Source organism: Paraburkholderia sp. 31.1 (assembly GCF_014397645.1).
GTDB lineage: Bacteria > Pseudomonadota > Gammaproteobacteria > Burkholderiales > Burkholderiaceae > Paraburkholderia > Paraburkholderia tuberum.
Genome location: NZ_VZQN01000021.1, coordinates 17777 through 43253, shown reverse-complemented (window position 1 = coordinate 43253; position 25477 = coordinate 17777). Strand labels below are relative to the sequence as shown.

The following is a 25477-nucleotide window of genomic DNA, read 5'->3' as shown; positions in this document are numbered from 1 at the left end:
CCGCTTCGGCCTGTCAACACCCTCAACGATTTTCACTTCATCCAAGCAGCAAAAGGGACACACCAACGATGGCAAAAATCTTCTGCGTTGCGAACCAGAAGGGCGGCGTCGGCAAGACGACCACCACAGTCAATCTGGCCGCGAGCCTGGCAGCGCAGGGACAGCGAGTCCTTCTCATCGATCTGGACCCGCAAGGCAACGCCACGATGGGCAGCGGTATCGACAAGGCCGAATGTACGAACACGGTCTACGAGGTGCTCGTGGACAACGTGTCGGTGGCCGATGCGCGCGTACGGCCCGAGGCGGTCGGATACGACGTGCTTCCCGCGAACCGTGAGCTCGCGGGCGCCGAGGTCGAACTCGTCAGCATGCAGAATCGCGAGCGTCAACTGAAGGCGGCGCTCGCCGCGGTCGAGGGCGAGTACGATTTCGTGCTGATCGATTGCCCGCCGGCTTTGTCACTGCTGACGCTCAACGGACTATGCGCCGCGCACGGCGTCGTCATTCCGATGCAGTGCGAATATTTCGCGCTCGAAGGGCTGTCCGACCTCGTCAACACGATCAAGCAGGTCCATGCGAATCTGAATCGCGACCTCAAGGTGATCGGTCTGCTGCGCGTCATGTTCGATCCGCGCATTACGTTGCAACAGCAAGTCTCGGATCAATTGAAAGAGCACTTCGGCGACAAGGTCTTCGACGCGGTGATTCCACGCAACGTGCGATTGGCCGAGGCGCCCAGCTATGGGCTGCCCGGTGTGGTGTTCGACAGGGCGTCGCGAGGCGCGCAGGCGTACGTGCAGTTCGGCGTCGAAATGATTGAGCGGGTGCGCGCGCTGAATGACGCGCCCCAGGCATCCTAAGCGGATCGAGGAAGCACGATGAATGCAGTAGCAAGAAAGAAGGGACTGGGCCGCGGTTTGGAGGCATTGCTCGGCGGCACCGCCGATATCACCGAGGCAGCGGTGATCGACGGCGCACCGAACGTATTGCCGCTCGGCAAGATGCAGGCGGGCAAATACCAGCCGCGCACGCGCATGGACGAAGGCGCGCTGCAGGAGCTTGCGGCGAGCATCCGCGCGCAAGGGCTGATGCAGCCGATTCTCGTGCGTCCGATCGCGGCGGACCGCTATGAGATCATCGCGGGGGAGCGGCGTTTTCGCGCGGCGCGGCTTGCGGGCCTCGACGAGGTGCCGGTGCTTGTGAAGGACGTGCCCGACCAGGCCGCCGCGGCGATGGCGCTGATCGAAAACATCCAGCGCGAGGATCTGAATCCCCTCGAAGAGGCCCAGGGTATCCAGCGCCTGCTCGACGAATTCAATTTCACGCATGAGCAGGCGGCAGAGTCGGTGGGCCGCTCGCGAAGCGCGGTGTCGAACCTGCTGCGTCTGCTGAACCTTGCGACACCGGTACAGACGATGTTGCTCGCCGGCGATCTCGACATGGGCCACGCTCGCGCGCTGCTCGCCGTCGATGCCGCGACGCAGATCACGCTGGCCAACCAGGTCGTCAACAAGCGCCTGTCTGTGCGCGAGACGGAAAAGCTGGTGGCGATGACCACGAAGGTGACGCCGGCGGCCAAGGCCCGCGCGAATCCGGACGGCGGCCGTGACACGCGACGCCTGGAAGAGGAACTGTCGGACCTGCTGTCCGCTACGGTGAAAATCAAGCTCGGCCGACGCGGTCGCGGCCAGGTGCTGGTGGACTTCGGCGATCTCGACGCGCTGGAAGGCATTCTGGTTCGTTTGCGAGGGAACGCGAACGTCTGAGCACAGATTGGCGCTCAGCAGGCAAGAGTGGTGAACGGCTGGCGGCCTGTGCATGAGCACTGCCGCGAGTTGGTCTACCTCGGTGCGAGCGACTATTGCGGATTCCAAAACAACGGATGCACGAATAATCAGGAATCCTAGCTTCGGACGCTCCACATTCACGCGATAATCATCCTGACGAGCCGCTATCAAAAGCGACCCGATCATCATCGAAATTTGCGGTGAGGCTGATTCAGCTCAATAGAAGAGCTATCCCGTTCAGCCCTTAAAAAAGAGGCATTTGTTGCATTTTCGAGACGTCTGCCGCTGCGTCGGAACGCACTGCCAACGAGCTTCGATCCACGCGACCACCCGCACGGGTTTTGCCGTCCCCCGCCCGCCTTACATTTGACGTGTTTCGCGTCGTTAGCGTACGTTTTACCGCATCGTGAAGGGAAGTTTCACGCGGTTATAGGCTGGCCTAAAGTCTTGAATTGCCTGCAACTATCGCTTACAATCGCCCGGATTTAATTGCACGGCAACCCCGTAAGCGCTGCGTAAACTCGCGGGCTGAACGAGACTTTCGGAACATTGCGATGGCGGTCAAAACGTCGAATCTGTCGCCGGAGAATGGTGACGACAGACACCGCGCTGAACGCTCCGCACCCGAGATGTCCTCCAGTCGGCAGTTCGATCCGGCCGAAGCGTGGGATGACGCGCAGGAAGATAACAATATCGTTCCGCTCACGCGGGCCGAGGCGGAAAAGCTGTTTGGTCCCGGCGTGGGTCGTCCATCGCGCGTAACGCCGTTCAGGGTCGTCGCAGCGCAAATGGTTTTGTCCCTGGTCGCAACGCTGTTGTGGTGGCTGTTCTACAAGCCGCCGGGCGCTGCTGCGCTGTCCGCGTTCCTCGGGGGGGCGATCTGCTGGGTGCCGGGCGCGTTGTTCGCGGCACGACTGAAAAAGCAGGGCGGCGCCGAGACCGTGATGAGCTGGATGATCGGCGAAGCACTCAAGATGGGGACAACGATTGCGATGTTTGTCGCAATCGCCTTCTGGTATCACGACGTACGCTGGATTCCGCTGCTCGTGACCTACCTCATCGCGCTGAAGACTTACTGGATCGCCTTGGCGTGGCGCTAAGGTAGCAGCACAAAAAACAGCAGCAAAAAGAATTTAAGGCCGGCGCGCAGCGCCGGCACGGGTGTGCGGGTGAGACAGGGCCCGCACCCGGCGCGTTCCCGCAACACAGTGTTCCGGCGGGAGCGGCCTCGAACGATTTTCGACAATTTGGGTGGCTTTAACGATATGGCAGCTAGCGAAGGCACGCGCGCAATGGATCCGTCCGAGTACATCGCGCACCACTTGCAGAACTTTTCCACCGCACACCAGACGTCGATTTTCGACATCCATGTGTGGAATCTCGACACCCTTTTCTGGTCGATCGTGTGCGGCCTCGTCACGATCTTCGTGCTGCATCTGGCAGCCCGCAAGGCAACGGCCGGCGTGCCGGGTCGCTTCCAATGCGCGATCGAAATGCTTGTCGAAATGGTCGAGGATCAATCGAAGGCCATGATCCACGGCTCGCGCACCTTCATCGCGCCGCTCGCGCTGACCGTGTTCGTCTGGGTCGCGCTAATGAACTCACTCGACTTCATTCCCGTCGACCTGCCGGGCCGTGTGATCGGCTGGCTGGGTCTGTCCGAAGCCATCCCGCACCACCGCATCGTGCCGACCGCCGACCTGAACGGCACGATCGGTATCGCGCTCGGCGTGTTCGTGCTGATGATTTACTACAACTTCAAGATCAAGGGCGCTGGCGGCTTCTTGCATGAACTGCTGTCCGCTCCGTTCGGTGCGCATCCGCTGCTGTGGATCCCGAACCTCGCACTGAACATCATCGAGTTCGTCGCGAAGACGGTCTCGCTCGGCATGCGGTTGTTCGGCAACATGTACGCGGGCGAACTGTTGTTCCTGCTGATTGCCCTGCTCGGCAGCCTCTGGAGCTTCGGCGCGGACACGACGGTGCTTGGCTTCATCGGCCACGTGGTCGCCGGCACAGTGTGGTCAATCTTCCACATCCTGATCGTTCTGCTGCAGGCGTTCATTTTCATGATGCTGACGCTGGTGTACATCGGTCAGGCACACGACACGCACTAACCTGCGCCGTCGGTAAAAGAATCGTAGTTTTTCAAATCCCAGTTCCAACCAGTTCTAAAAGACTTTTCACAAAGGAGTGATCATGCAAGCTTTCATCGCCAACATCCAGGGTCTGACCGCCATCGGTATCGGCATCATCATCGGCCTGGGTGCTATCGGCGCCTGTATCGGTATCGGTCTGATGGGCGGCAAGTACATCGAAGCATGCGCCCGTCAACCGGAACTGATGAACCCGCTGCAAACCAAGATGTTCCTGCTGGCTGGTCTGATCGATGCGGCGTTCCTGATTGGCGTTGGTGTGGCAATGCTGTTTGCGTTCGCGAACCCGCTGCTCTCGAAGCTGGCAGGCTGAGGTTCCTCGGAGGTTTGCGCCTGAGCTATAACAGGTAAAGGCGCAGGGCGGAACGGGTACTGGGGCGCTGATCGAGCAGAATCGATGAGCGCCTTGCCGTTTCACTTTCCGAACTAGCAACGTTTAAGGAAACACCGTGAATCTCAACGCAACCCTGTTTGCGCAAATGGTCGTGTTCCTGATCCTCGCGTGGTTCACGATGAAATTCGTGTGGCCGCCGCTGATCAACGCCATCGACGAGCGCGCGAGGAAGATCGCCGACGGTCTGTCCGCCGCGGAAAAGGGCAAGCAGGAACTCGAAGCCGCTCACAAGCGCGTCGACCAGGAACTGGCTCAGGCTCGCAACGACGGCCAGCAACGCATTGCCGACGCTGAAAAGCGCGCTGTCGCAGTCGCCGACGAAATCAAGGCTCAGGCGCAGGCGGAAGCCGCCCGCATCATCGCGCAGGCGAAGGCCGACGCGGATCAGCAAGTCGTGAAGGCGCGCGAAGCGCTGCGTGGCGAAGTTGCTGCACTCGCTGTGAAGGGCGCTGAACAGATCCTGCAGCGCGAAGTCGACCAGGCGGCTCATGCTGACCTGCTGAATCAACTGAAAGCCGAGCTCTGATCATGGCCGAACTTGCAACCATCGCCCGTCCGTACGCGGAAGCGCTGTTTGGCGTGGCCGAAGCTGGTGACATCGCCGCCTGGTCCACGCTCGTGCAGGAGCTGGCACAGGTTGCGCGTCTGCCCGAAGTGCTGTCGATCGCCTCGAGCCCGAAAGTGAGCCGTGCCCAGGTAAGCGATCTGCTGCTGGCCGCGGTCAAGTCGCCGCTCAAGGACAACGCGCAAGCGAAGAATCTGGTGCAGATGCTGGTGGACAACCATCGCCTGCAGCTGCTGCCGGAAATCGCCTCGCAGTTCGAAGAGTTGAAGAACGCCCGCGAAGGGGCAGCAGATGTGCTGATCGTCAGCGCATTCCCGCTCGAAGGTGCGCAGTTGAACGAACTCGTCGCAAGCCTCGAACGCAAGTTCAAGCGCAAGCTGAAGCCGACGGTCGAAGTCGATCACTCGCTGATCGGCGGCGTACGCGTGACGGTCGGCGACGAAGTGCTCGATACCTCGGTCCGCGCGCGGCTCGCCAGCATGCAAACGGCCCTGACGGCCTGAAGCGCTTCGCGTTTTAGCGGCTGGCACGCAACAGAATTGACTATCAGGAGCGAATAATGCAACTCAATCCCTCTGAGATCAGCGAGCTGATCAAGAGCCGGATCCAGGGCCTTGACGCGAGCGCAGACGTTCGCAACCAGGGCACCGTGATCTCCGTGACCGACGGTATCGTGCGTATCCACGGCCTGTCGGAAGTGATGCAGGGCGAAATGCTCGAATTCCCGGGCAACACCTTCGGTCTCGCGCTGAACCTCGAGCGCGACTCGGTCGGCGCCGTGATTCTGGGTGAATACGAACACATTTCAGAAGGCGACATCGTCAAGACGACGGGCCGCATTCTGGAAGTGCCGGTGGGTCCGGAACTGCTCGGCCGCGTGGTCGACACACTCGGCAACCCGATCGACGGCAAAGGCCCGATCAACGCGAAGAAGACCGACGCAATCGAAAAGATTGCTCCGGGCGTGATCTGGCGTAAGTCGGTTTCGGAACCGGTCCAGACCGGTCTGAAGTCGATCGACGCGATGGTGCCGATCGGCCGTGGCCAGCGTGAGCTGATCATCGGCGACCGCCAGTGCGGCAAGACCGCAGTCGCAGTCGACGCGATCATCAACCAGAAGGGCAAAAACCTCTTCTGTATCTACGTTGCGATCGGCCAGAAGGCTTCGTCGATCATGAACGTGGTGCGCAAGCTGGAAGAAACCGGCGCGCTGGAATACACGATCGTCGTGTCCGCTTCGGCTTCGGAATCGGCTGCGATGCAGTACCTCGCACCGTACGCCGGCTGCACGATGGGCGAATACTTCCGCGACCGCGGTCAGGACGCGCTGATCGTTTATGACGACTTGACCAAGCAGGCTTGGGCATACCGTCAGATCTCGCTGCTGCTGCGCCGCCCGCCGGGCCGTGAAGCTTATCCGGGTGACGTGTTCTATCTGCACTCGCGTCTGCTCGAGCGTGCTGCTCGCGTGTCGGAAGAGTACGTCGAGAAGTTCACCAACGGCGAAGTGAAGGGCAAGAGCGGTTCGCTGACGGCGCTGCCGGTCATCGAAACGCAGGCAGGCGACGTGACCGCATTCGTTCCGACGAACGTGATCTCGATTACCGACGGCCAGATCTTTCTTGAAACCGACCTTTTCAACGCAGGTATCCGCCCGGCGATTAACGCTGGCGTGTCGGTGTCGCGTGTGGGTGGCGCGGCTCAGACGAAGGTCGTGAAGAAGCTGTCGGGCGGTATCCGTACCGACCTCGCGCAGTACCGTGAACTCGCTGCGTTCGCGCAGTTCGCATCGGACCTCGACGAAGCGACCCGCAAGCAGCTCGAGCGCGGCCGCCGCGTGACGGAACTGCTGAAGCAGCCGCAGTATCAGCCGCTGCAAGTGTGGGAACTGGCTGTGTCGCTGTTCGCGGCGAACAACGGCTATCTCGACGACCTCGAAGTTGCTCAAGTCCTGCCGTTCGAAAAGGGCTTGCGCGACCAACTGAAGTCGAGCCATGCTGAGCTGGTCAAGCGTATCGAAGACACCAAGGAACTCTCGAAGGACGACGAAGGCCTGCTGCACACGGCCGTCAAAGACTTCAAGAAGTCCGGCGCTTATTGATCCGCGAGTGATCCGCAAGGCATAAACGGACCTTGAAGCGGCGCGGGCCGCATGCGAATGCTCCCGCGCTACTTCGGCCGCATTGCATGGGACCCGAGTTAGCGCTAAAGCGCTAACTCGGGCCGACAAAGGAGCAAGCAATGGCTGGAATGAAGGAAATTCGCGGCAAGATCAAGAGCGTGCAAAACACGCGCAAGATCACGAAAGCGATGGAGATGGTGGCCGCATCGAAGATGCGCCGCGCTCAGGAGCGCATGCGCGCTGCTCGCCCGTATGCCGACAAGGTCCGCGATATCGCCGCGCACATGAGCCGTGCGAACCCGGAGTATCGTCACCCGTTCATGGTGTCGAACGAAGGCGCGAAGGCGGCCGGCATCATCCTCGTCACGACTGATAAAGGTCTGTGCGGCGGGATGAACACCAACGTGCTGCGTGCGTCGCTGCAGAAGTTCAAGGAACTGGAAGGCCAGGGCAAGACGATCGAGGCAACCGCGATCGGCAGCAGGGGTCTGGGCTTCCTGAACCGACTGCAGGCGAAAGTCGTGTCGAACGTCGTGCAACTGGGCGATACGCCGCATCTGGAAAAACTGATCGGCGCTGTGAAGGTGCAGCTCGACCTGTACTCGGAAGGGAAGATTTCGGCGGTGTACCTCGCGTACACACGCTTCGTCAACACGATGAAGCAGGAGCCGGTGATCGAGCAACTGCTGCCATTGTCGGCGGACCAGTTCGAGCGCACGGAAGAAGACGGTACGACGCCGAGCACGCAGTGGGACTACATCTACGAGCCGGATGCGCAGGCAGTGGTGGACGAACTGCTGGTGCGTTATGTCGAAGCGCTGGTCTATCAGGCCGTCGCGGAAAACATGGCATCGGAGCAGTCGGCCCGCATGGTCGCGATGAAAGCCGCTTCGGACAACGCGAAGACGGTCATCAACGATCTGCAGCTCGTCTACAACAAGAGCCGTCAGGCCGCGATCACGAAAGAACTGTCGGAAATCGTCGGTGGAGCGGCGGCCGTCTGACCCCGGTCAGGCAGGTCGTTGCGTGTGCGCCCGAGCGGCGCACCCATCGGAGAAACTGCGCCTTTGCGCGAGTGAAGAATTGAGTATCTAAAGGAAAAGCGATGAGTACTACTGCTTTGGTAGAAGGCAAGATCGTACAGTGCATCGGCGCGGTGATCGACGTGGAATTTCCGCGTGAAACCATGCCGAAGATCTACGACGCGCTCATTCTGGAAGGTTCGGAACTGACGCTCGAAGTCCAGCAGCAGCTGGGCGACGGCGTGGTCCGTACCATCTGTCTGGGTGCTTCGGATGGTCTGCGCCGCGGCACGATCGTCAAGAACACGGGCAACCCGATCAGCGTGCCGGTCGGCAAGCCGACCCTCGGCCGTATCATGGACGTGCTTGGCCGTCCGATCGACGAAGCCGGCCCGATCTCGAGCGAAACCACGCGTGCGATCCACCAGAAGGCTCCGGCGTTCGACCAACTGTCGCCGTCGACCGAGCTGCTCGAAACCGGCATCAAGGTTATCGACCTGATCTGCCCGTTCGCGAAGGGCGGTAAGGTGGGTCTGTTCGGTGGCGCCGGCGTGGGCAAGACCGTGAACATGATGGAACTGATCAACAACATCGCGAAGGAACACGGCGGTTACTCCGTGTTCGCCGGTGTGGGCGAGCGTACCCGCGAAGGGAACGACTTCTATCATGAAATGAAGGACTCGAACGTTCTCGACAAGGTCGCGCTGGTGTACGGCCAGATGAACGAGCCGCCGGGCAACCGTCTGCGCGTCGCGCTGACCGGCCTGACGATGGCCGAGCACTTCCGTGACGAAGGCCTCGACGTGCTGTTCTTCGTCGACAACATCTACCGTTTCACGCTGGCCGGTACCGAAGTGTCGGCACTGCTCGGCCGTATGCCGTCGGCAGTGGGCTATCAGCCGACGCTGGCTGAAGAAATGGGTAAGTTGCAAGAGCGTATTACGTCGACCAAGACTGGCTCGATCACGTCGGTGCAGGCCGTGTACGTCCCTGCAGACGACTTGACCGACCCGTCGCCAGCTACGACCTTCGGCCACCTCGACGCAACCGTCGTGCTGTCGCGTGACATCGCTTCGCTCGGTATCTACCCCGCGGTGGACCCGCTCGATTCGACCTCGCGTCAGATCGACCCGCACGTGATCGGCGAAGAGCACTATTCGATCACGCGCGGCGTGCAGCAAACGCTGCAGCGCTATAAGGAACTGCGCGACATTATCGCGATTCTGGGCATGGACGAACTCGCGCCGGAAGACAAGCTCGCCGTCGCGCGCGCTCGTAAGATTCAGCGTTTCCTGTCGCAGCCGTTCCACGTCGCTGAAGTGTTCACGGGTTCGCCGGGCAAGTACGTGCCGCTGAAGGAAACGATCCGTGGCTTCAAGATGATCGTCGAAGGCGAGTGCGACCACCTGCCGGAGCAAGCGTTCTACATGGTCGGCACGATCGACGAAGCCTTCGAAAAAGCCAAGAAGATCCAGTAAAGGTCGGGTGTAACGAAGCGGGCGCCGACCTCGCGCATCACGGCTGCCAAAACGGTAGTGTTGCGCAAAGCCAGCGTCTCTGATTACGCTCAACCCGCCTTGTATGGGACGGGAGTCAGCACTCAAGCGCTAACTCTCGTCGACAGGAGTCGACACATATGGCAACCATTAAAGTAGACGTCGTCAGCGCGGAAGAGCAAATCTTTTCGGGCCAGGCGAAGTTCGTCGCGCTGCCAGGCGAAGCGGGTGAACTCGGCATTCTGCCGGGCCACACGCCGCTCATCACGCGGATCCGTCCGGGTGCGGTGCGCATCGAAGTTGAAAACGGCGAAGAAGAGTTTGTGTTCGTCGCCGGCGGCATCCTCGAGGTCCAACCGGGTGCAGTGACGGTTCTCGCCGACACCGCGATCCGCGGCAAGGATCTCGACGAAGCCAAGGCCGAAGACGCACGCAAGCGTGCGGAAGAGGCGCTGCAGAACACGGGCTCGAACCTCGAGTACGCGACCGCACAGGCGGAACTCGCGTACGCGACGGCGCAGCTCGCGGCAATCCAGCGTCTGCGCAAGCTGCGCGGCCAGCACTAAAGCAGCACGTAGTGGAAGAAAGCAGCCTGCGCGGCTGCTTTTTTTTGATAGCTAGTTGACGTTTACGTAAAGGTCGGCAAAATCCACGAGGTTGGAGAAACGGACGGTCACCGCTCGCCGCGGTCGATGCGACGCGGTGCGGGTAAGACTTGATGCCGGCCGGATACGCGCCGGTGCACAATCGATTTCAAATTCATTTCAATCGAGCGCGCTTGCGCTCACGGAGACAACACCATGGCAACGCATAGCTCGGGAGAAGGTGCGCTCATCGAACCCGCGGATGGACTGTCGTATGTGCGCGGGTCGACTGAAAATCCGTTGAGCGAAGCGACCGTCGGCGAGCTTCTGCGCGACACCGCGGCGCGCTTTCCCGACCGGCCGGCCGTGGTGTTTCGGGAGCAGCGCATCCGCTGGACGTGGAGCGAATTCGCGCAGGAAGTGGATGTGCTTGCGTCCGGGCTGCTTGCACTCGGCATCGCGAAGGGCGATCGCGTCGGCATCTGGTCGCCGAACCGCGTCGAGTGGCTGCTGACGCAGTTCGCGACCGCGCGTATCGGCGCGATCCTCGTCAACATCAATCCTGCCTACCGGCTCGCGGAGCTCGAATACGCGCTGAACAAGGCCGGTTGCAAGGCGATCGTCACCGCCGAGCGCTTCAAGACGTCGATGTACCTCGAGATGCTGCAGGAACTCGCGCCCGAATTGGCGACGCAGCCGCCGGGTGAACTGCATGCCGCGCGGCTGCCGGAACTGCGCTACGTGATCCGCATGTGCGACACGGAGACCCCAGGCATGCTGAGCTTTTCCGACGTGATCGAGCGTGGCCGTGCGTCGTTCGACGCCACTCGGCTCGATGCGATCGGCGCGACGCTGTCGTGCCGGGAGCCGATCAACATCCAGTTCACGAGCGGCACGACGGGCAATCCGAAGGGCGCGACGCTGACGCATCGCAACGTCGTGAACAACGCGCGCTATATCGCGATGGCGATGCGGCTCAGCGAGCAGGACGGCCTGTGCATTCCAGTGCCGCTGTACCACTGCTTCGGGATGGTGCTGGCGGTGCTCGCGTGCGTGTCGGTCGGGGCGAACATGGTGTTTCCGGGCGAGGGCTTCGATCCGGCCGCGACACTCACCGCGACCGCGGAGGAAAAATGCACCGCGCTGCACGGCGTCCCGACGATGTTCATCGCAGAACTCGACCATCCGACCTTCGCCTCGTACGACTTCTCGCGGCTGCGCACCGGCATCATGGCGGGCTCGCCGTGTCCGATCGAGACGATGAAGAAGGTCGTCTCGAAGATGCACCTGAGCGAGATTACGATCGCCTACGGCATGACGGAAACCAGCCCAGTCTCGTTCCAGAGCTCGACGACCGATCCGCTCGACAAGCGTACGACGACAGTCGGTCGCATCCAGCCGCATCTCGAAGTGAAAATCGTTGATCCGCTCGGCAATATCGTGCCGGTCGGCGAAACGGGCGAGCTATGCACGCGCGGCTACTCGGTGATGCTCGGTTACTGGGGGGACGACGCGAAGATGCACGAGAGTATCGTCGACGGCTGGATGCACACGGGCGACCTGGCGACGCTCGACGCCGAAGGCTATTGCAACATCGTTGGCCGGCTGAAGGACATGCTGATTCGCGGCGGCGAAAACATCTATCCGCGCGAGATCGAGGAGTTTCTGTTCCGTCACCCGAAGATCCAGAGCGTGCAGGTGTTCGGCGTGCCCGATACCAGGTATGGCGAAGAAGTATGCGCGTGGATCGTGCTGCGGACCGGCGAACAGGCGACGGCAGAAGAAATCCAGCAGTTCTGCCAGGGACAGATTGCGCACTACAAGGTGCCGCGATATATCCGCTTCGTCGATGAACTGCCGATGACCGTGACCGGCAAGGTGCAAAAATTCGTGATGCGCGAACGGATGATCGGCGAGTTGAAACTCAGAGAGGATAAGACGGCATGACGCCGCCGCAGCACGCTGCGCAGCCAAATATGCCAAATAGGTACGGTAGAACAGGAGTTGCGCGGCGAGGATTCGTCGCGCGCAAACGTTTGAGCAGGCGAAAAAAAAGCGGGCCTGGAGCCCGCTAAAAACCACACGCTACGGGGTTAGCGCGAGGAGACCAAAGATGGGACGGTTATCACGACGCCCCTGCGTCGATGACGGCCCCAGCAGGGATGCCCCTTTACAGGGCTTCGGCAAGCGCCGACCGGCAAGTGCATCGTATCTGCTCACACCACGCACACAGCCACATCCGTGTTGAAACCGTTGAGGGCATTGTGGGCGAATTACCCTATGAACGCGGTAACAAAGTGTTTCAGGTTGTAACGCCCGCCAGATAAGGCGCTGCGGGATTTATTGCCAAAATGAAACCTTTAAAACGTAGTTATTACCGATGACTACGCCGCAATTTAATACGCATGATTGATGCCATTCATGACGCCTGGTGCAGCAGAAATTGGGTCACTAATCAGCGTGAAATGGTTGCGTCTGCAGCGTTCGAGCGACGAATTTCCTGCGGAACCAGCGCTGTGACCCTGCCCCGAAATACATCGCAATTCGAGGAAAAACCTGTGATGCAATGCAGCAAAGCGAATCCGCTTGTGCCGCGTATTGGAAAGGGGCGCATCGCTGCACCTTGGACCTGATCCGGACAGTTATACGACCCGACGACGTCGCCCTTCGTTACATCATCGCCGGCACCCAAATCTCCAGGCGCACGAAGGCCGTCTTCGCAATCAGTCAGCAGCTGACGCCCTCCAACGGACACGGTCGGCTTACTTCAACCACTTGTCCGAGATAGCCTGATACTCGCCGGTCGCTCGAGCGAGATGCAGCCACTGATCGACGTATTGCTGGAACGCGACATCCCCGCGCGGTAGCAACCAGGCCTTCTCGCCGTACTGGAACGGCTTGTCCGGATGCACCGAGCAGAGGCCGGGATTGAGTTTCTGCTGCAGCAGCGTTTCCGACGCATCCGTCACCATCACGTCCGCCTTGCCCGCGAGGATCTGCTTGAAGATCGTCACGTTGTCCGGATAAACGGTCACGTTTGCGTGTGTGAAGTATTGCTTCGCGAACTTCTCGTTGGTGCCCCCCGGATTGACGATCACTCGTGTGGACGGTTGATCGATCTGCGCGACCGTCTGATATTTGTTGACGTCGTCGCAACGGACGATCGGCGTTTTGCCGTCGATCATGTAAGCCTGTGTGAAGAACGCATGCTTCTGGCGCTCGAGCGTCGGCGACACACCGCCAATGCCGATGTCGCACTTTGCGACGAAGTCGTTCATCAGGTTCGACCACGACGTCTTGACGAACTCGAGCTTCACGCCGAGCGACTTCGCGAGCGATTCAGCCATGTCGATATCGATGCCCTCGAACTGGCCATCGCCCCTGTAGAACGAATACGGCTTGTAGTCGCCGGTCGTGCAAGCGCGCAGCGTGCCGCGGCTGATGATGTCGTCGAGCCTGGAGGGCGCGGGCGCGGCGTTTTGCGCGCTGGCTACGCCGACGTTCATCAGGACGCCGGCGAGCGCGCCGAGCATTGCGAGTGCTGCCTTCTTCATCGAGTCTCCTGGTGGTGTGTAGTGTGCAATTCATCGGTAAAGCTGTTGGATAGTAGCTTGGCAGCGCGGGCTTGAACATCGGCCGTTCAGCCAGGGCGACCCGGGCAGCGGAAGACATCGACCCTGACCCGTGCGGGCAGTGGCGGGCGGTAGCTGATCGAGGTGCGTCCGAGCTGCTTCCCGCCCGCTTCCCACGACGCGCCGTCGCCACATTCATTACCCCGCGACGCGCGATGTCCGGAGCCGCCTCCGGTAAAATGCTCCTTTGCCCTCAGCTCTTCAGTCGCACGCAACGTGGCCCATCAACTCCTGAACGACACCTTTCTGCGCGCGCTGCTGCGCCAGCCCACCGACTACACGCCGATCTGGCTGATGCGGCAGGCTGGCCGCTATCTGCCGGAATACAACGCCACGCGCGGCCGCGCGGGCAGTTTCCTCGGTCTCGCGAAGAACCCGGCTTTCGCGACGGAAGTCACCTTGCAGCCCCTCGATCGCTATCCGCTCGACGCCGCGATCCTGTTCTCCGACATCCTGACCGTGCCCGACGCGATGGGCCTCGGTCTCGAGTTCGTCAACGGCGAAGGGCCGAGATTTGCCCGTCCGGTGCGCACCGAAGACGACGTCGCGCGCCTGGCGGTACCCGACATCGACGCGACACTGCGCTACGTGACCGACGCCGTGCGTGAAATCCGCTCGGCGCTGAAGGACGCGCAAGGCCGCCAGCGCGTGCCTCTGATCGGCTTCTCAGGCAGCCCGTGGACGCTCGCGTGCTACATGGTGGAAGGAAGCGGCTCGGCGGACTTTCGCACCGTCAAATCGATGCTGTACGCGCGTCCCGATCTGCTGCAGCGGATTCTCGAGGTCAACGCGCGCTCGGTCGCGGCATATCTGAACGCGCAGATCGAAGCCGGCGCGCAAGCGGTGATGATTTTCGACACATGGGGCGGAGCGCTCGCCGATGGCATCTATCAGCGCTTTTCGCTGCGCTACATCGAGCAGGTGGTCAGCCAGCTGAAGCGCGAACACGACGGCGAAAAAGTGCCCGTAATCGCGTTCACGAAGGGGGGCGGCTTGTGGCTCGACGACATCGCCGCGAGCGGCGTCGACGCGGTGGGCCTCGACTGGACCGTGAACCTCGGCAAGGCGCGCGAACGTGTCGGTGGCAAGGTGGCGCTTCAGGGCAACATCGATCCGTCGGTGCTGTTTGCGCCGCCTGCCGCGATCCGCATGGAAGCGCGCGCGGTGCTCGACAGTTTCGGCAATCATCCCGGCCACGTTTTCAATCTGGGTCACGGCATTTCACAGTTCACGCCGCCAGAGCATGTTGCTGAACTGGTCGACGAAGTGCATCGTCACAGCCGCGCTATTCGTAGTGGCGCACATACGCCCGCGTGAGTGTGTAATCATTACCGTTTCTTGTTGCATCGCAGCGAATTGGGCTCTCGCCCTAAGGACCGCAGCTCCGCGAATACGCCGCCAGATGGTGGTCTTACGAAAGTCAAGAGCTGACTTATGCACACTTCGCACGCTGCGGCGCGGCAGAGACTTTAATCGTGCCCCGACCCTTGCACATACTCGGCGCATTTGATCTGAGCCTTGCCGGGCAAGGGTTTGCGGGGCGCGTGATGAAATGTGCGGAATCCCACACAAGGCCGTCGCGGCGCCGTTTGCGGCCCGTCGAAGCGAAGTTCTCAACAAAGTTATCCACAGGGCCGCGAGCCGAGCGCAATTGTTCAGTCGAATCCAAAACTTAGCGGTGAAATTAAGGTTTTACTTTAACTTCTACGGCTTCGCGTCCCATGCGACCCACCCCGCGCCGCGAGTTGGCCTCCTGCCGGCTCATCCTCAGCGCCACGCCGAGTGAACGAAATGTTCGTCCGCGTCGCGCTCGACCATCCGCTGCCGACCCTGTTCGACTACCGCTGCGACATCTCCACGGCGGCTGTCGTAGGCACGCTCGTCAGCGTTCCGTTTGGCAAGCGGCACGTGGTGGGGCTCGTTTGCGAAGTGACCGCTCACAGCGACGTGCCGGCCGAGCGCCTGCGTGATGTGGATCAGGTCTGCACGGCGTGTCCGCCGGTGTCGACACATTGGCTCGCGCTCGCCGCATTCGCCGCTGACTACTATCAGCGCGGTCTCGGCGAGGTGGCGCTGCCGGGGTTGCCGCAGGCGCTGCGCGACGCGTCGCGCTGGTCGCGGCTGTTCGCGCCGGAAGAGCGCTATCGGTTGACGGCCGAGGGCCGCACGGTATTGCCTGACGCCTTGCCGGCCCGCGCGACCGCGCTCCGAGCGCTCGCTCAAGCGCTCGCTCGAGCCGACTTCCTCCTCGCTGCCGACGCCCGCGCGCTGCATCCGAAGGCGCTGGCGACACTCGACACATGGCAGACGGCAGGCTGGGTCACGCTCGATGTGATCGACGCCAGCACGGTGCCCGCCGCCGCGTCGCTGCCGAACATGCCCGCGCCTGCCCTGCCAACCCTCACCGACGAACAGGCGAGTGCCGTCGAAGCGATCCGCGACGCCCACGGCTTCGCGCCGTTCCTGCTGCACGGGGTGACGGGCAGCGGCAAGACCGAGGTGTATCTGCGCGCGCTCGCCGCGATTCTGGCCGGCAAGCCCGATGCGCAAGCGCTCGTGCTGGTACCGGAAATCAACCTGACGCCGCAGTTCGAGGCGGCGTTCCGCGCCCGCTTCGCCGCGCTCGACGCCAGCGCGATCGTCACGCTGCATAGCGGCCTCGCCGAAGGCGAGCGCGCCCGCAACTGGTTCGCCGCGCACACCGGCCGCGCGCGCATCGTGCTCGGCACGCGGCTCGCGGTGCTCGCGTCGCTGCCGCGGCTGGCGATCATCGTCGTCGACGAGGAGCACGATCCGGCCTACAAGCAGCAGGAAGGCTTGCGCTATTCGGCGCGCGATCTCGCGATCTATCGGGCGAAGCAACTCGGCGTGCCGGTCGTGCTTGGCTCGGCGACGCCGTCGCTCGAGAGCTGGTGGCAGGCAGATCAGGGCCGCTACGAGCGGCTCACGCTGTCGCGCCGCGCCGTCGCCGAGGCCGCACTGCCGAGCGTGCGTCTCATCGATCTCGAAGACGAGCGCCGGCGCGGGCGGGCATCGATCGAAGGTTTGTCGGGCCCGTTGATCGCCGCGATAAAGGCGCGGCTCGAACGCGGCGAGCAGAGCCTCGTGTTCCTCAACCGCCGTGGCTACGCGCCGCAACTCGCCTGCGACGCGTGCGGCTGGGTGGCCGGTTGTCCGCGCTGCAGCGCCTACGTCGTGCTGCACAAGCCCGAGCGCGCGCTGCGCTGCCATCACTGCGGCTGGGAGTCTCGTATCCCGCGTTCGTGCCCGGAGTGCGGCAACGTCGATATCGCACCGCTCGGGCGCGGCACGCAGCGCGTCGAGGAAACGCTTGCGAGCGCGGTGCCGGGCGCCCGTGTGCTGCGTATCGACGCCGACAGCACGCGCCGCAAGGGCAGCGCGCAGGCGTTGTTCTCGGACGTGCACGCGGGTGAGGTCGATATTCTGGTCGGCACGCAGATGATCGCGAAGGGACACGATTTCCAGCGCGTGTCACTGGTTGGCGTGCTGAACGCCGATACCGCGCTGTTTTCGCATGATTTCCGCGCGAGCGAGCGCCTGTTCGCGCAGCTGATGCAGGTGAGCGGCCGCGCGGGCCGCGCCGGTCTGCCGGGCGAAGTGCTGGTGCAGACGCGCTATCCGCGTCACGCGCTGTATCACGCGCTGTGCCGTCATGACTACGTCGGCTTCGCCAATGCGACGCTCGCCGAGCGACGCGACGCGCACCTGCCGCCGTTCGTCTACCAGGCGCTGTTGCGCGCCGAAGGCCGCACGCTCGAAGCGGCGCTCGCGTTTCTGCAGCAGGCCGCCGCCGAACTTGCGCGGATTCCTGCCGCCGAGCGCGTCACCGTCTACGACGCAGTGCCGCTCACGATCGTCAAGGTGATGCACGTGCATCGCGCGCAACTGCTGATCGAAAGCGCATCGCGCGCGGCGCTGCAGGCTACGCTGCGCACGTGGCAGCCACTGTTGCGCGCGCTCAAGGGCGTGCTGCGCTGGAACCTCGAAGTCGATCCGCTCGACATCTGACGCCACGGGCCAGATGACGCCCGCCATACTTCTTTGAGTCATATCCATAGAGCGAATGATCGTTTCGCTTTGCGATCCCGCTCGCCTATAGTCGCCAAATCGGCGCATTTTTGGGCTAAACGACAATAACTTCGCGCCGATGCCATCCAACTTTCGCGGGGCATCTGCAATGAGCGACACCCGTCACACCGTGCCGGAGGGCGCCGCGCCGGCTCAGCGGCAAGGTACACAAGACGCGCAAACCGCACGAGGCAGCGGCTTTTCGCTGACCGAAGACTGGCTCGCCGCGGGCGTCGGCCTGCTCGTGATCGTGATCGCGTGGGCGCTGTTCACGTCGGGCAGCAGCATCAAGTGGCTCGCGGTCGCGCCGGCCAAATGGTCGAGCGTCGCGCAGGCCGCGCAGGACATCGGCAAGCATCTACCCAACTACTTCGCGCTATTCGCGACATTCGCGGTGCTGTTCGGCGCGAGCGTCGCGCTGCTCCGGCAGCGCGTCGGCGCGTTTCTCGCCGCGTTCGTCGTGGTGTTCGTCGCTTCCGCGCTGATTCTGACGCTCGGCGCATGGGTCGACGCGTCCAGGTACAACCTCGAGCCGCCGCTCGTCGCGCTCGCGCTCGGGCTGCTCGTGTCGAACCTGTTCACGCTGCCGGAGTGGCTCGCGGCTGGGCTGCGCGTCGAGTTTTACATCAAGGTCGGTATCGTGCTGCTCGGCGCGACGCTGCCGTTCACGCTGCTCGTGTGGGCCGGTCCGGTCGCGGTCGTCCAGGCGAGCATCGTCTCATTGGTGACGTTCTTCGTGATCTTTCTCGTTGCGCGAGCATTCGGACTCGATCGACGCTTTGCCGCCGTGCTCGGTGTCGGCGGCGCGGTGTGCGGCGTGTCGGCGGCGATCGCGATTGCCGGCGCGGTACGGGCGAAACGCGAGCAGGCGTCGGTCGCGATCACGCTGGTCGTGCTGTGGGCGATCGTGATGATCTTCGTGCTGCCGTTCGCGTCGCGCTCGCTCGGACTGCCGACGGCCGTCGCCGGCGCCTGGATCGGCACCTCCGAATTCGCCGACGCCGCGGGCATCGCCGCCGCCCAGGCCTACGGCGATTTCGCGCGCCACGCGGGCGGCGCGATCGCCGGCGCGCCGGAAGCGTCGTTGCAGGCCTTCACGCTGATGAAGGTGGTCGGCCGCGACATCTGGATCGGCATCTGGGCGTTCGTGCTCGCAATCGTCGCGACGACGCGCTGGGAAGCGCAGGACAGCGGCGTCGCCGCGCGCGCGAATGCCGGTGAGATCTGGGCGCGTTTCCCGAAGTTCGTGATCGGCTTCGTGATCGCGTCGGCGTTGGTCACGTGGATCGCGAGCCATTATTCACTCGCCGATTACCGTAAGGTCGTCACGCCGGAGTTCGTCGCGCCGATCACGGTGCTGCGCACGTGGGCGTTCACCTTCTGCTTCCTGAGCATCGGTCTGACGACGCGCTTGCGCTCGCTTGCCGCGACCGGTCTGAAGCCGTTCCTCGCGTTCACGGCGGGCGTGGTGGTCAATATCGCGATCGGTTACGCGCTGTCCGCACACGTGTTCGCGTCGTACTGGAACAGCCTCGGATAACGCCATGAAGATTTCGATGGATCGTGGCGCCGGCGCTGCGCCATACGTAGGCGCCGTAGAGCGCAGCTGCGCGGCGGACGCGCCCTGCTGCGCCGCATGCCGGCATCGCGTGAGCGAACGGGATGCGCTCGAGCAGCGTATCCCAGGGCTTGCCGTGTTCAGTTCAGGGTTCGGCGCGAGCGTCGCCGATAGCCGACTGTGTGGTCTGCATGACCAGTTGGTATCGCCCGGCGATGTCTGTGCGCGGTTCGAGCCGGCTGCGCCGTCGCTCGGGCCGCGCTGATCCAACAGCGATCTTCAGGCGCAAATCCCCGTGCCAATCCAGTCGCGAATCCCCACATTCGCGCGCATCCGGCTTCATGAGCCGTTGCGCGCCTCTCCTGATCTCAGTCGTTCAGCGCGTTTCGCGTATCGCCCGCCGATCCACGCGAGGCCGCGCTCGCACGCTTGCGCTCCTCTTCGCGCCGAGTCGAGCCCCTTGTCGCGCCTCGAATGAAAAACACCGCACAGGCCGCGCACAGCGCCCAGATGCCCAGTATTACCAGCCACTTTTCCATTACACCAACCCTCGAGAACCCCGTTTATCTTTTCTGCGTGCCCTGAAACCGACGTTTCGGGCCGTCCGTCTTCGTGCTTCTGTATATCGGCGCGCGAAGTCGTTTGATAAGGCTTATTTCAAAAAGAATCACGCCAGGGAAAGTACCGATCGAAAACACCCCGGTTCGACTGTCGGTCACCGCCCGGAAACCCATGTTCCATAAGGCTTCCGACGGGGTGCAACCAACCTGCCGATTTGGTTGCACCTTTTTATTTGGAGGCGTACGATTCGCCCAACTTTTAGTCTTTCGCCAGGCTCGCGCCCGATATCAGAGAAGGAAACATGGCTAGCACCACCCTTGGCGTCAAGGTCGACGACCTCCTGCGTTCCCGGCTCAAAGATGCCGCCACCCGCCTCGAGCGCACCCCGCACTGGTTGATCAAGCAGGCGATTTTCGCCTACCTCGAAAAGATCGAGCACGGCCAGTTGCCGCCCGAACTGTCAGGCGCGACCGGCACGGCCGATCTCGCCGACGGCGCGGCGGTCGAGAACGAGGAAGACGGCGCATCCCATCCGTTCCTCGATTTCGCGCAGAACGTGCAACCGCAGTCGGTGCTGCGCGCGGCGATCACCGCCGCGTATCGCCGCCCTGAACCCGAGTGCGTGCCGTTCCTGCTCGGCCAGGCGCGTCTGCCGGCCAACCTCGCCGGCGACGTGCAGGTGATGGCCGGCAAGCTCGTCGAAACGCTGCGCTCAAAGAGCAAGGGCGGCGGCGTCGAAGGGCTGATCCACGAATTTTCGCTGTCGAGCCAGGAAGGCGTCGCACTGATGTGCCTCGCCGAGGCGCTGCTGCGCATTCCCGATCGCGCGACCCGCGACGCGCTGATCCGCGACAAGATCAGCAAGGGCGACTGGAAATCGCACGTCGGCCAGGCGCCGTCGCTATTCGTCAACGCGGCGACCTGGGGCCTGATGATCACCGGCAAGCTGGTGACGACCAATAGCGAGACGAGCCTGTCGTCGGCGCTCACGCGCCTGATCGGCAAGGGCGGCGAGCCGCTGATCCGCAAGGGCGTCGACATGGCGATGCGCCTGATGGGCGAGCAGTTCGTGACCGGCGAGAACATTTCCGAAGCGCTCGCGAACAGCCGCAAGTACGAGGCGCGCGGTTTCCGCTATTCATACGACATGCTCGGCGAAGCGGCCACCACCGAGGCCGACGCGCAGCGCTACTACGCGTCGTACGAGCAGGCGATCCACGCGATCGGCAAGGCCGCGGGCGGCCGCGGCATCTACGAGGGCCCCGGCATCTCGATCAAGCTGTCGGCGCTGCATCCGCGCTACTCGCGCGCGCAGCAGGAACGCACGATGAGCGAGCTGCTGCCGCGCGTGCGTTCGCTCGCGATCCTCGCGCGCCGCTACGACATCGGCCTCAATATCGACGCCGAAGAAGCCGACCGCCTCGAACTCTCGCTCGACCTGCTCGAAGCGCTGTGCTTCGATCCGGAGCTGCAAGGCTGGAACGGCATCGGCTTCGTCGTGCAGGCGTATCAGAAGCGCTGCCCGTTCGTGATCGACTACCTGATCGATCTGGCGCGCCGCAGCCGCCACCGTGTCATGGTGCGGCTCGTGAAGGGCGCGTACTGGGATACGGAAATCAAGCGCGCGCAGGTCGACGGCCTCGAAGGCTATCCGGTCTACACGCGCAAGGTCTACACCGACGTGTCGTACCTCGCCTGCGCGAAGAAACTGCTCGGCGCGCCCGATGCCGTCTATCCGCAGTTCGCGACGCACAACGCGCACACGCTGTCGGCGATCTATCAGCTCGCAGGCAACAACTACTACCCCGGCCAGTACGAGTTCCAGTGCCTGCACGGCATGGGCGAGCAGCTCTACGAAGAAGTCACCGGCCGCGACAAGCTGAACCGCCCGTGCCGCGTGTACGCACCGGTCGGTACGCATGAGACGCTGCTCGCGTACCTCGTGCGCCGGCTGCTCGAGAACGGCGCGAACACGTCGTTCGTGAACCGCATCGCCGACGAATCCGTCGCGATCAAGGAGCTGGTCGCCGATCCGGTCGAGGAAGCGTCGAGGATCGTGCCGCTCGGCGCGCCGCACGCGCGCATTCCGCTGCCGCGCAACCTGTATGGCGCGCAACGGCTCAATTCGATGGGCTTCGATCTGTCGAACGAGCATCGGCTCGCGTCGCTGTCGTCGGCGCTGCTCGCGAGCGCGCATCATCCGTGGCGCGCCGCGCCGATGCTCGAAGACAACCAGATCGCGGTCGGCGCCGGGCGCGACGTGCGCAACCCGGCCGACCATCGTGATCTCGTCGGCACGGTCGTCGAAGCGACGGCGGAGCACGTGAGCGCCGCGCTCGGCCATGCGGTGGCCGCCGCGCCGATCTGGCAGGCGACGCCGGTCGAGGCGCGCGCGGATTGCCTCGCGCGTGCCGCGGATCTGCTCGAAGCGCAGATGCATACGCTAATGGGCCTCGTGGTGCGCGAAGCGGGCAAATCGCTCGCCAACGCGGTCGCGGAAATCCGCGAAGCGATCGACTTCCTGCGCTACTACTCGACGCAGATCCGCGACGAGTTTTCGAACGACACGCATCGGCCGCTCGGTCCGGTGGTCTGTATCAGCCCGTGGAATTTCCCGCTGGCGATTTTCATGGGCCAGGTGGCCGCCGCGCTCGCGGCCGGCAACACGGTGCTCGCGAAACCGGCCGAGCAGACGCCGCTGATCGCAGCTCAAGCGGTGCGAATTCTACGCGAAGCGGGCGTGCCGGCGGGCGCGGTGCAACTGCTGCCGGGCAATGGCGAGACGGTCGGAGCCGCGCTGGTCGCCGATCCGCGCACGCGTGCGGTGATGTTTACCGGCTCGACCGAAGTCGCGCGTCTGATCAACAAGACGCTGTCCGGCCGACTCGATCCGGATGGCAAGCCGATTCCGCTGATCGCCGAAACCGGCGGCCAGAACGCGATGATCGTCGACTCGTCGGCGCTCGCCGAGCAGGTCGTCGCCGACGTGCTGCAGTCGTCTTTCGACTCCGCCGGTCAACGGTGTTCGGCGTTGCGCGTTCTTTGTCTGCAGGACGATGTCGCGGACCGCACGCTCGAAATGCTGACGGGCGCGATGCGCGAGCTCGCGCTCGGCAACCCGGATCGGCTGTCGACCGACGTCGGCCCGGTGATCGACCTGGACGCGAAGCGCGGCATCGACGCCCACATCGCGGCGATGCGCGACAAGGGCCGCAAGGTCGAGCAACTGCCGCTGCCGGAGGGCGCGACGCAGGGTACTTTCGTGCCGCCGACGCTGATCGAGCTCGACAGCATCGACGAGCTGAAGCGCGAAGTGTTCGGTCCGGTGCTGCACGTGGTGCGCTATCGCCGCAGCCAGCTCGACAAGCTGCTCGAACAGATTCGCGCGACGGGTTATGGTTTGACGCTCGGCATCCACACGCGCATCGACGAAACGATCGCGCACGTGATCAGCCGCGCACACGTAGGCAACATCTACGTGAACCGCAACGTGATCGGCGCGGTGGTCGGGGTGCAGCCGTTCGGTGGCGAAGGACTGTCGGGTACGGGGCCGAAGGCCGGCGGTGCGTTATATCTGCAGCGTCTGCTCGCAACGCGTCCGGCTGGTTTGCCGAAGTCGCTCGCGCAGGCGCTGGTGGTCGAAGTACCGCAGGCGGCGCAGGCTGCAGAACAGGGCGACAATCCGGCGGCCGCGCTGAGCGCGTTGCGCGACTGGCTGATCGCCGAGCGCGAGCCGCAGCTTGCCGCGCGTTGCGACGGCTATCTGTCGCATGTGCCGGCGGGCGCGACCGCGGTACTGTCGGGGCCGACCGGCGAGCGCAATACGTACACGCTGGGCCCGCGCGGCACGGTGCTGTGTATCGCGTCGACGGCGAGCGGCGCGCGCGTGCAGTTCGCGGCGGCGCTGGCTACGGGAAATCGTGCGTTGTTCGAGGGCGCGGCCGGTGAACAATTGGTTTCGCAATTGCCGGCGTCGCTGAAGGCCCACGCGAGCGTGAAGAAGAGCGCCGACGTGCCGTTCGACGCCGTGCTGTTCGAGGGCGACAGCGATGAGCTGCTCGCGCTCGTGAAGGAGGTCGCGAAGCGCGCGGGGCCGATCGTGTCGGTGCAGGGCGTCGCGGCCCGTGCGCTCGCGAGCGGCGACGAGGACTATGCGCTCGAGCGTCTGCTCACCGAGCGCTCGGTCAGCGTGAATACCGCGGCGGCAGGCGGCAATGCGAATTTGATGACGATCGGTTGAGCGAACCTCGGCGATTTATTCAATAGAAAGGAAGCGGCACGGCGACCCCGACACCGCTTCATCCACACCTGGTATCAAGGAGAAGCTATGCAACACAAAATGAAACAGCTGGCAGGCGCAGCTCTGGTTGCCGCCATGTCGCTGGCGGGGACGGCCAACGCTCAATCGACGGAAGACGTGAAGATCGGTTTCGCCGGTCCGATGACGGGCGCACAGGCGCACTATGGCAAGGACTTCCAGAACGGCATCACGCTCGCGGTCGAAGAGTTCAATGCGACGAAGCCGGTGATCGGCGGCAAGCAGGTTCGCATCGTGCTCGACTCGGCCGACGACCAGGCCGACCCGCGCACCGGCACGACGGTCGCGCAAAAGCTCGTGGATGACGGCATCAAGGGCATGCTGGGCCACTTCAACTCGGGCACGACGATTCCGGCCTCGCGCATCTACGCGAACGCGGGCATTCCGCAGATCGCGATGGCGACGGCGCCGGAATACACGCAGCAGGGCTTCAAGACCACCTTCCGCATGATGACGTCCGACACGCAGCAAGGCTCGGTCGCTGGCGCGTTCGCGGTGAAGAACCTCGGCATGAAGAAGATCGCGATCGTCGACGATCGCACCGCTTACGGCCAGGGTCTTGCGGATCAGTTCGAGAAGGCTGCGAAGGCGGCAGGCGCGACGATCGTCGATCGCGAATACACGAACGACAAGGCCGTCGACTTCAAGTCGATCCTGACCAAGCTGAAGTCGTCGAACCCGGATCTGATCTATTACGGCGGCGCGGATTCGCAAGCCGCACCGATGGTCAAGCAGATGAAGCAACTCGGCGTGAAGGCGCCGCTGATGGGCGGCGAAATGGTCCACACGCCGACCTTCATCAAGCTCGCCGGCGATGCGGCGAACGGCACGGTGGCTTCGCTCGCCGGTCTGCCGCTCGAAGAAATGCCGGGCGGCAAGGCATACGTCGAGAAGTACAAGGCGCGCTTCAACGAAGACGTGCAAACGTACTCGCCGTACGCGTTCGATGGCGCGATGGCGATGTTCACCGCGATGAAGAACGCGAACTCGACCGATCCTGCCAGGTACCTGCCGGTGCTCGCCAAGACGTCGAAGCCGGCCGTGACGTCGGCCAACCTCGCGTACGACGCGCGCGGCGATCTTAAGAACGGCGGTATCACGCTGTACAAGGTCGTCGATGGCAAGTGGACGACGCTGCAAAGCGTGGGCGGCAAGTAAGTTTTTTGCTGACTACGGTTGATAGAAAACCCCGC

18 protein-coding genes are annotated in these 25477 nt (G+C 63.2%); 17 read left to right on the top strand and 1 reads right to left on the bottom strand.

The window, feature by feature from the left end; translation table 11 throughout:
* The first annotated feature begins 68 nt into the window (after window positions 1-68).
* The 12 genes from F6X37_RS17765 (at window position 69) to F6X37_RS17710 (ending at window position 12073) form a co-directional block, all read left to right on the top strand.
* Complete coding sequence (locus tag F6X37_RS17765; RefSeq protein WP_187612226.1) at window positions 69-860, top strand: ParA family protein; 792 nt, start codon at window positions 69-71, stop codon at window positions 858-860.
* A gap of 18 nt (window positions 861-878) precedes the next feature.
* Window positions 879-1766, top strand: coding sequence for a ParB/RepB/Spo0J family partition protein (locus F6X37_RS17760; RefSeq protein WP_090802389.1), 888 nt, complete (start codon window positions 879-881; stop codon window positions 1764-1766).
* A gap of 575 nt (window positions 1767-2341) precedes the next feature.
* Window positions 2342-2887 (top strand): ATP synthase subunit I, encoded by a 546-nt coding sequence (locus F6X37_RS17755; protein ID WP_090802391.1) that lies wholly within the window; start codon window positions 2342-2344, stop codon window positions 2885-2887.
* Between the two features lie 165 nt (window positions 2888-3052).
* The gene (gene atpB / locus F6X37_RS17750) at window positions 3053-3904 is read left to right on the top strand and encodes a F0F1 ATP synthase subunit A (protein WP_187612225.1); all 852 of its coding nucleotides are present in this window, start codon (window positions 3053-3055) and stop codon (window positions 3902-3904) included.
* Window positions 3905-3986: 82 nt separating this feature from the next.
* Complete coding sequence (gene atpE, locus F6X37_RS17745) at window positions 3987-4256, top strand: F0F1 ATP synthase subunit C (protein WP_007180033.1); 270 nt, start codon at window positions 3987-3989, stop codon at window positions 4254-4256.
* 136 nt (window positions 4257-4392) lie between these two features.
* Window positions 4393-4863, top strand: a complete 471-nt coding sequence (locus F6X37_RS17740) for a F0F1 ATP synthase subunit B (protein WP_090802394.1) — start codon at window positions 4393-4395, stop codon at window positions 4861-4863.
* 2 nt (window positions 4864-4865) lie between these two features.
* Window positions 4866-5405 (top strand): F0F1 ATP synthase subunit delta, encoded by a 540-nt coding sequence (locus tag F6X37_RS17735; RefSeq protein ID WP_090802396.1) that lies wholly within the window; start codon window positions 4866-4868, stop codon window positions 5403-5405.
* Between the two features lie 56 nt (window positions 5406-5461).
* The gene (gene atpA / locus F6X37_RS17730; protein WP_187612224.1) at window positions 5462-7003 is read left to right on the top strand and encodes a F0F1 ATP synthase subunit alpha; all 1542 of its coding nucleotides are present in this window, start codon (window positions 5462-5464) and stop codon (window positions 7001-7003) included.
* A gap of 140 nt (window positions 7004-7143) precedes the next feature.
* Window positions 7144-8028: a F0F1 ATP synthase subunit gamma gene (gene atpG, locus F6X37_RS17725; protein ID WP_184036910.1), complete on the top strand. Its 885-nt coding sequence runs from the start codon at window positions 7144-7146 to the stop codon at window positions 8026-8028.
* A 101-nt stretch (window positions 8029-8129) separates the two neighbouring features.
* Window positions 8130-9524 (top strand): F0F1 ATP synthase subunit beta, encoded by a 1395-nt coding sequence (atpD, locus tag F6X37_RS17720; protein WP_090802401.1) that lies wholly within the window; start codon window positions 8130-8132, stop codon window positions 9522-9524.
* 158 nt (window positions 9525-9682) lie between these two features.
* On the top strand, window positions 9683-10108 hold the full coding sequence (locus F6X37_RS17715; RefSeq protein WP_090802403.1) for a F0F1 ATP synthase subunit epsilon: 426 nt from the start codon (window positions 9683-9685) through the stop codon (window positions 10106-10108).
* A 234-nt stretch (window positions 10109-10342) separates the two neighbouring features.
* Window positions 10343-12073: an AMP-binding protein gene (locus F6X37_RS17710; protein WP_187612223.1), complete on the top strand. Its 1731-nt coding sequence runs from the start codon at window positions 10343-10345 to the stop codon at window positions 12071-12073.
* Window positions 12074-12888: 815 nt separating this feature from the next.
* Here F6X37_RS17710 and F6X37_RS17705 read toward each other — a convergent pair.
* Complete coding sequence (locus tag F6X37_RS17705; RefSeq protein WP_187612222.1) at window positions 12889-13680, bottom strand: transporter substrate-binding domain-containing protein; 792 nt, start codon at window positions 13678-13680, stop codon at window positions 12889-12891.
* A gap of 294 nt (window positions 13681-13974) precedes the next feature.
* Here F6X37_RS17705 and hemE point away from each other — a divergent pair, with 294 nt between their 5' ends.
* From hemE to F6X37_RS17680, 5 genes are all read left to right on the top strand, one after another.
* Entirely contained in the window at window positions 13975-15075 is a 1101-nt protein-coding gene (gene hemE, locus F6X37_RS17700; protein ID WP_184061008.1) for a uroporphyrinogen decarboxylase, read from the top strand.
* A 474-nt stretch (window positions 15076-15549) separates the two neighbouring features.
* Window positions 15550-17787, top strand: coding sequence for a primosomal protein N' (locus F6X37_RS17695; RefSeq protein WP_187612221.1), 2238 nt, complete (start codon window positions 15550-15552; stop codon window positions 17785-17787).
* Window positions 17788-17956: 169 nt separating this feature from the next.
* Window positions 17957-19387: a YeiH family protein gene (locus F6X37_RS17690; RefSeq protein ID WP_187612220.1), complete on the top strand. Its 1431-nt coding sequence runs from the start codon at window positions 17957-17959 to the stop codon at window positions 19385-19387.
* Window positions 19388-20267: 880 nt separating this feature from the next.
* Window positions 20268-24206, top strand: coding sequence for a trifunctional transcriptional regulator/proline dehydrogenase/L-glutamate gamma-semialdehyde dehydrogenase (gene putA / locus F6X37_RS17685; RefSeq protein WP_187612219.1), 3939 nt, complete (start codon window positions 20268-20270; stop codon window positions 24204-24206).
* A gap of 87 nt (window positions 24207-24293) precedes the next feature.
* A complete protein-coding gene (locus tag F6X37_RS17680; RefSeq protein ID WP_184061013.1) occupies window positions 24294-25442 on the top strand; it encodes a branched-chain amino acid ABC transporter substrate-binding protein in 1149 nt (382 codons plus the stop codon).
* The last annotated feature ends 35 nt before the right edge of the window (window positions 25443-25477 follow it).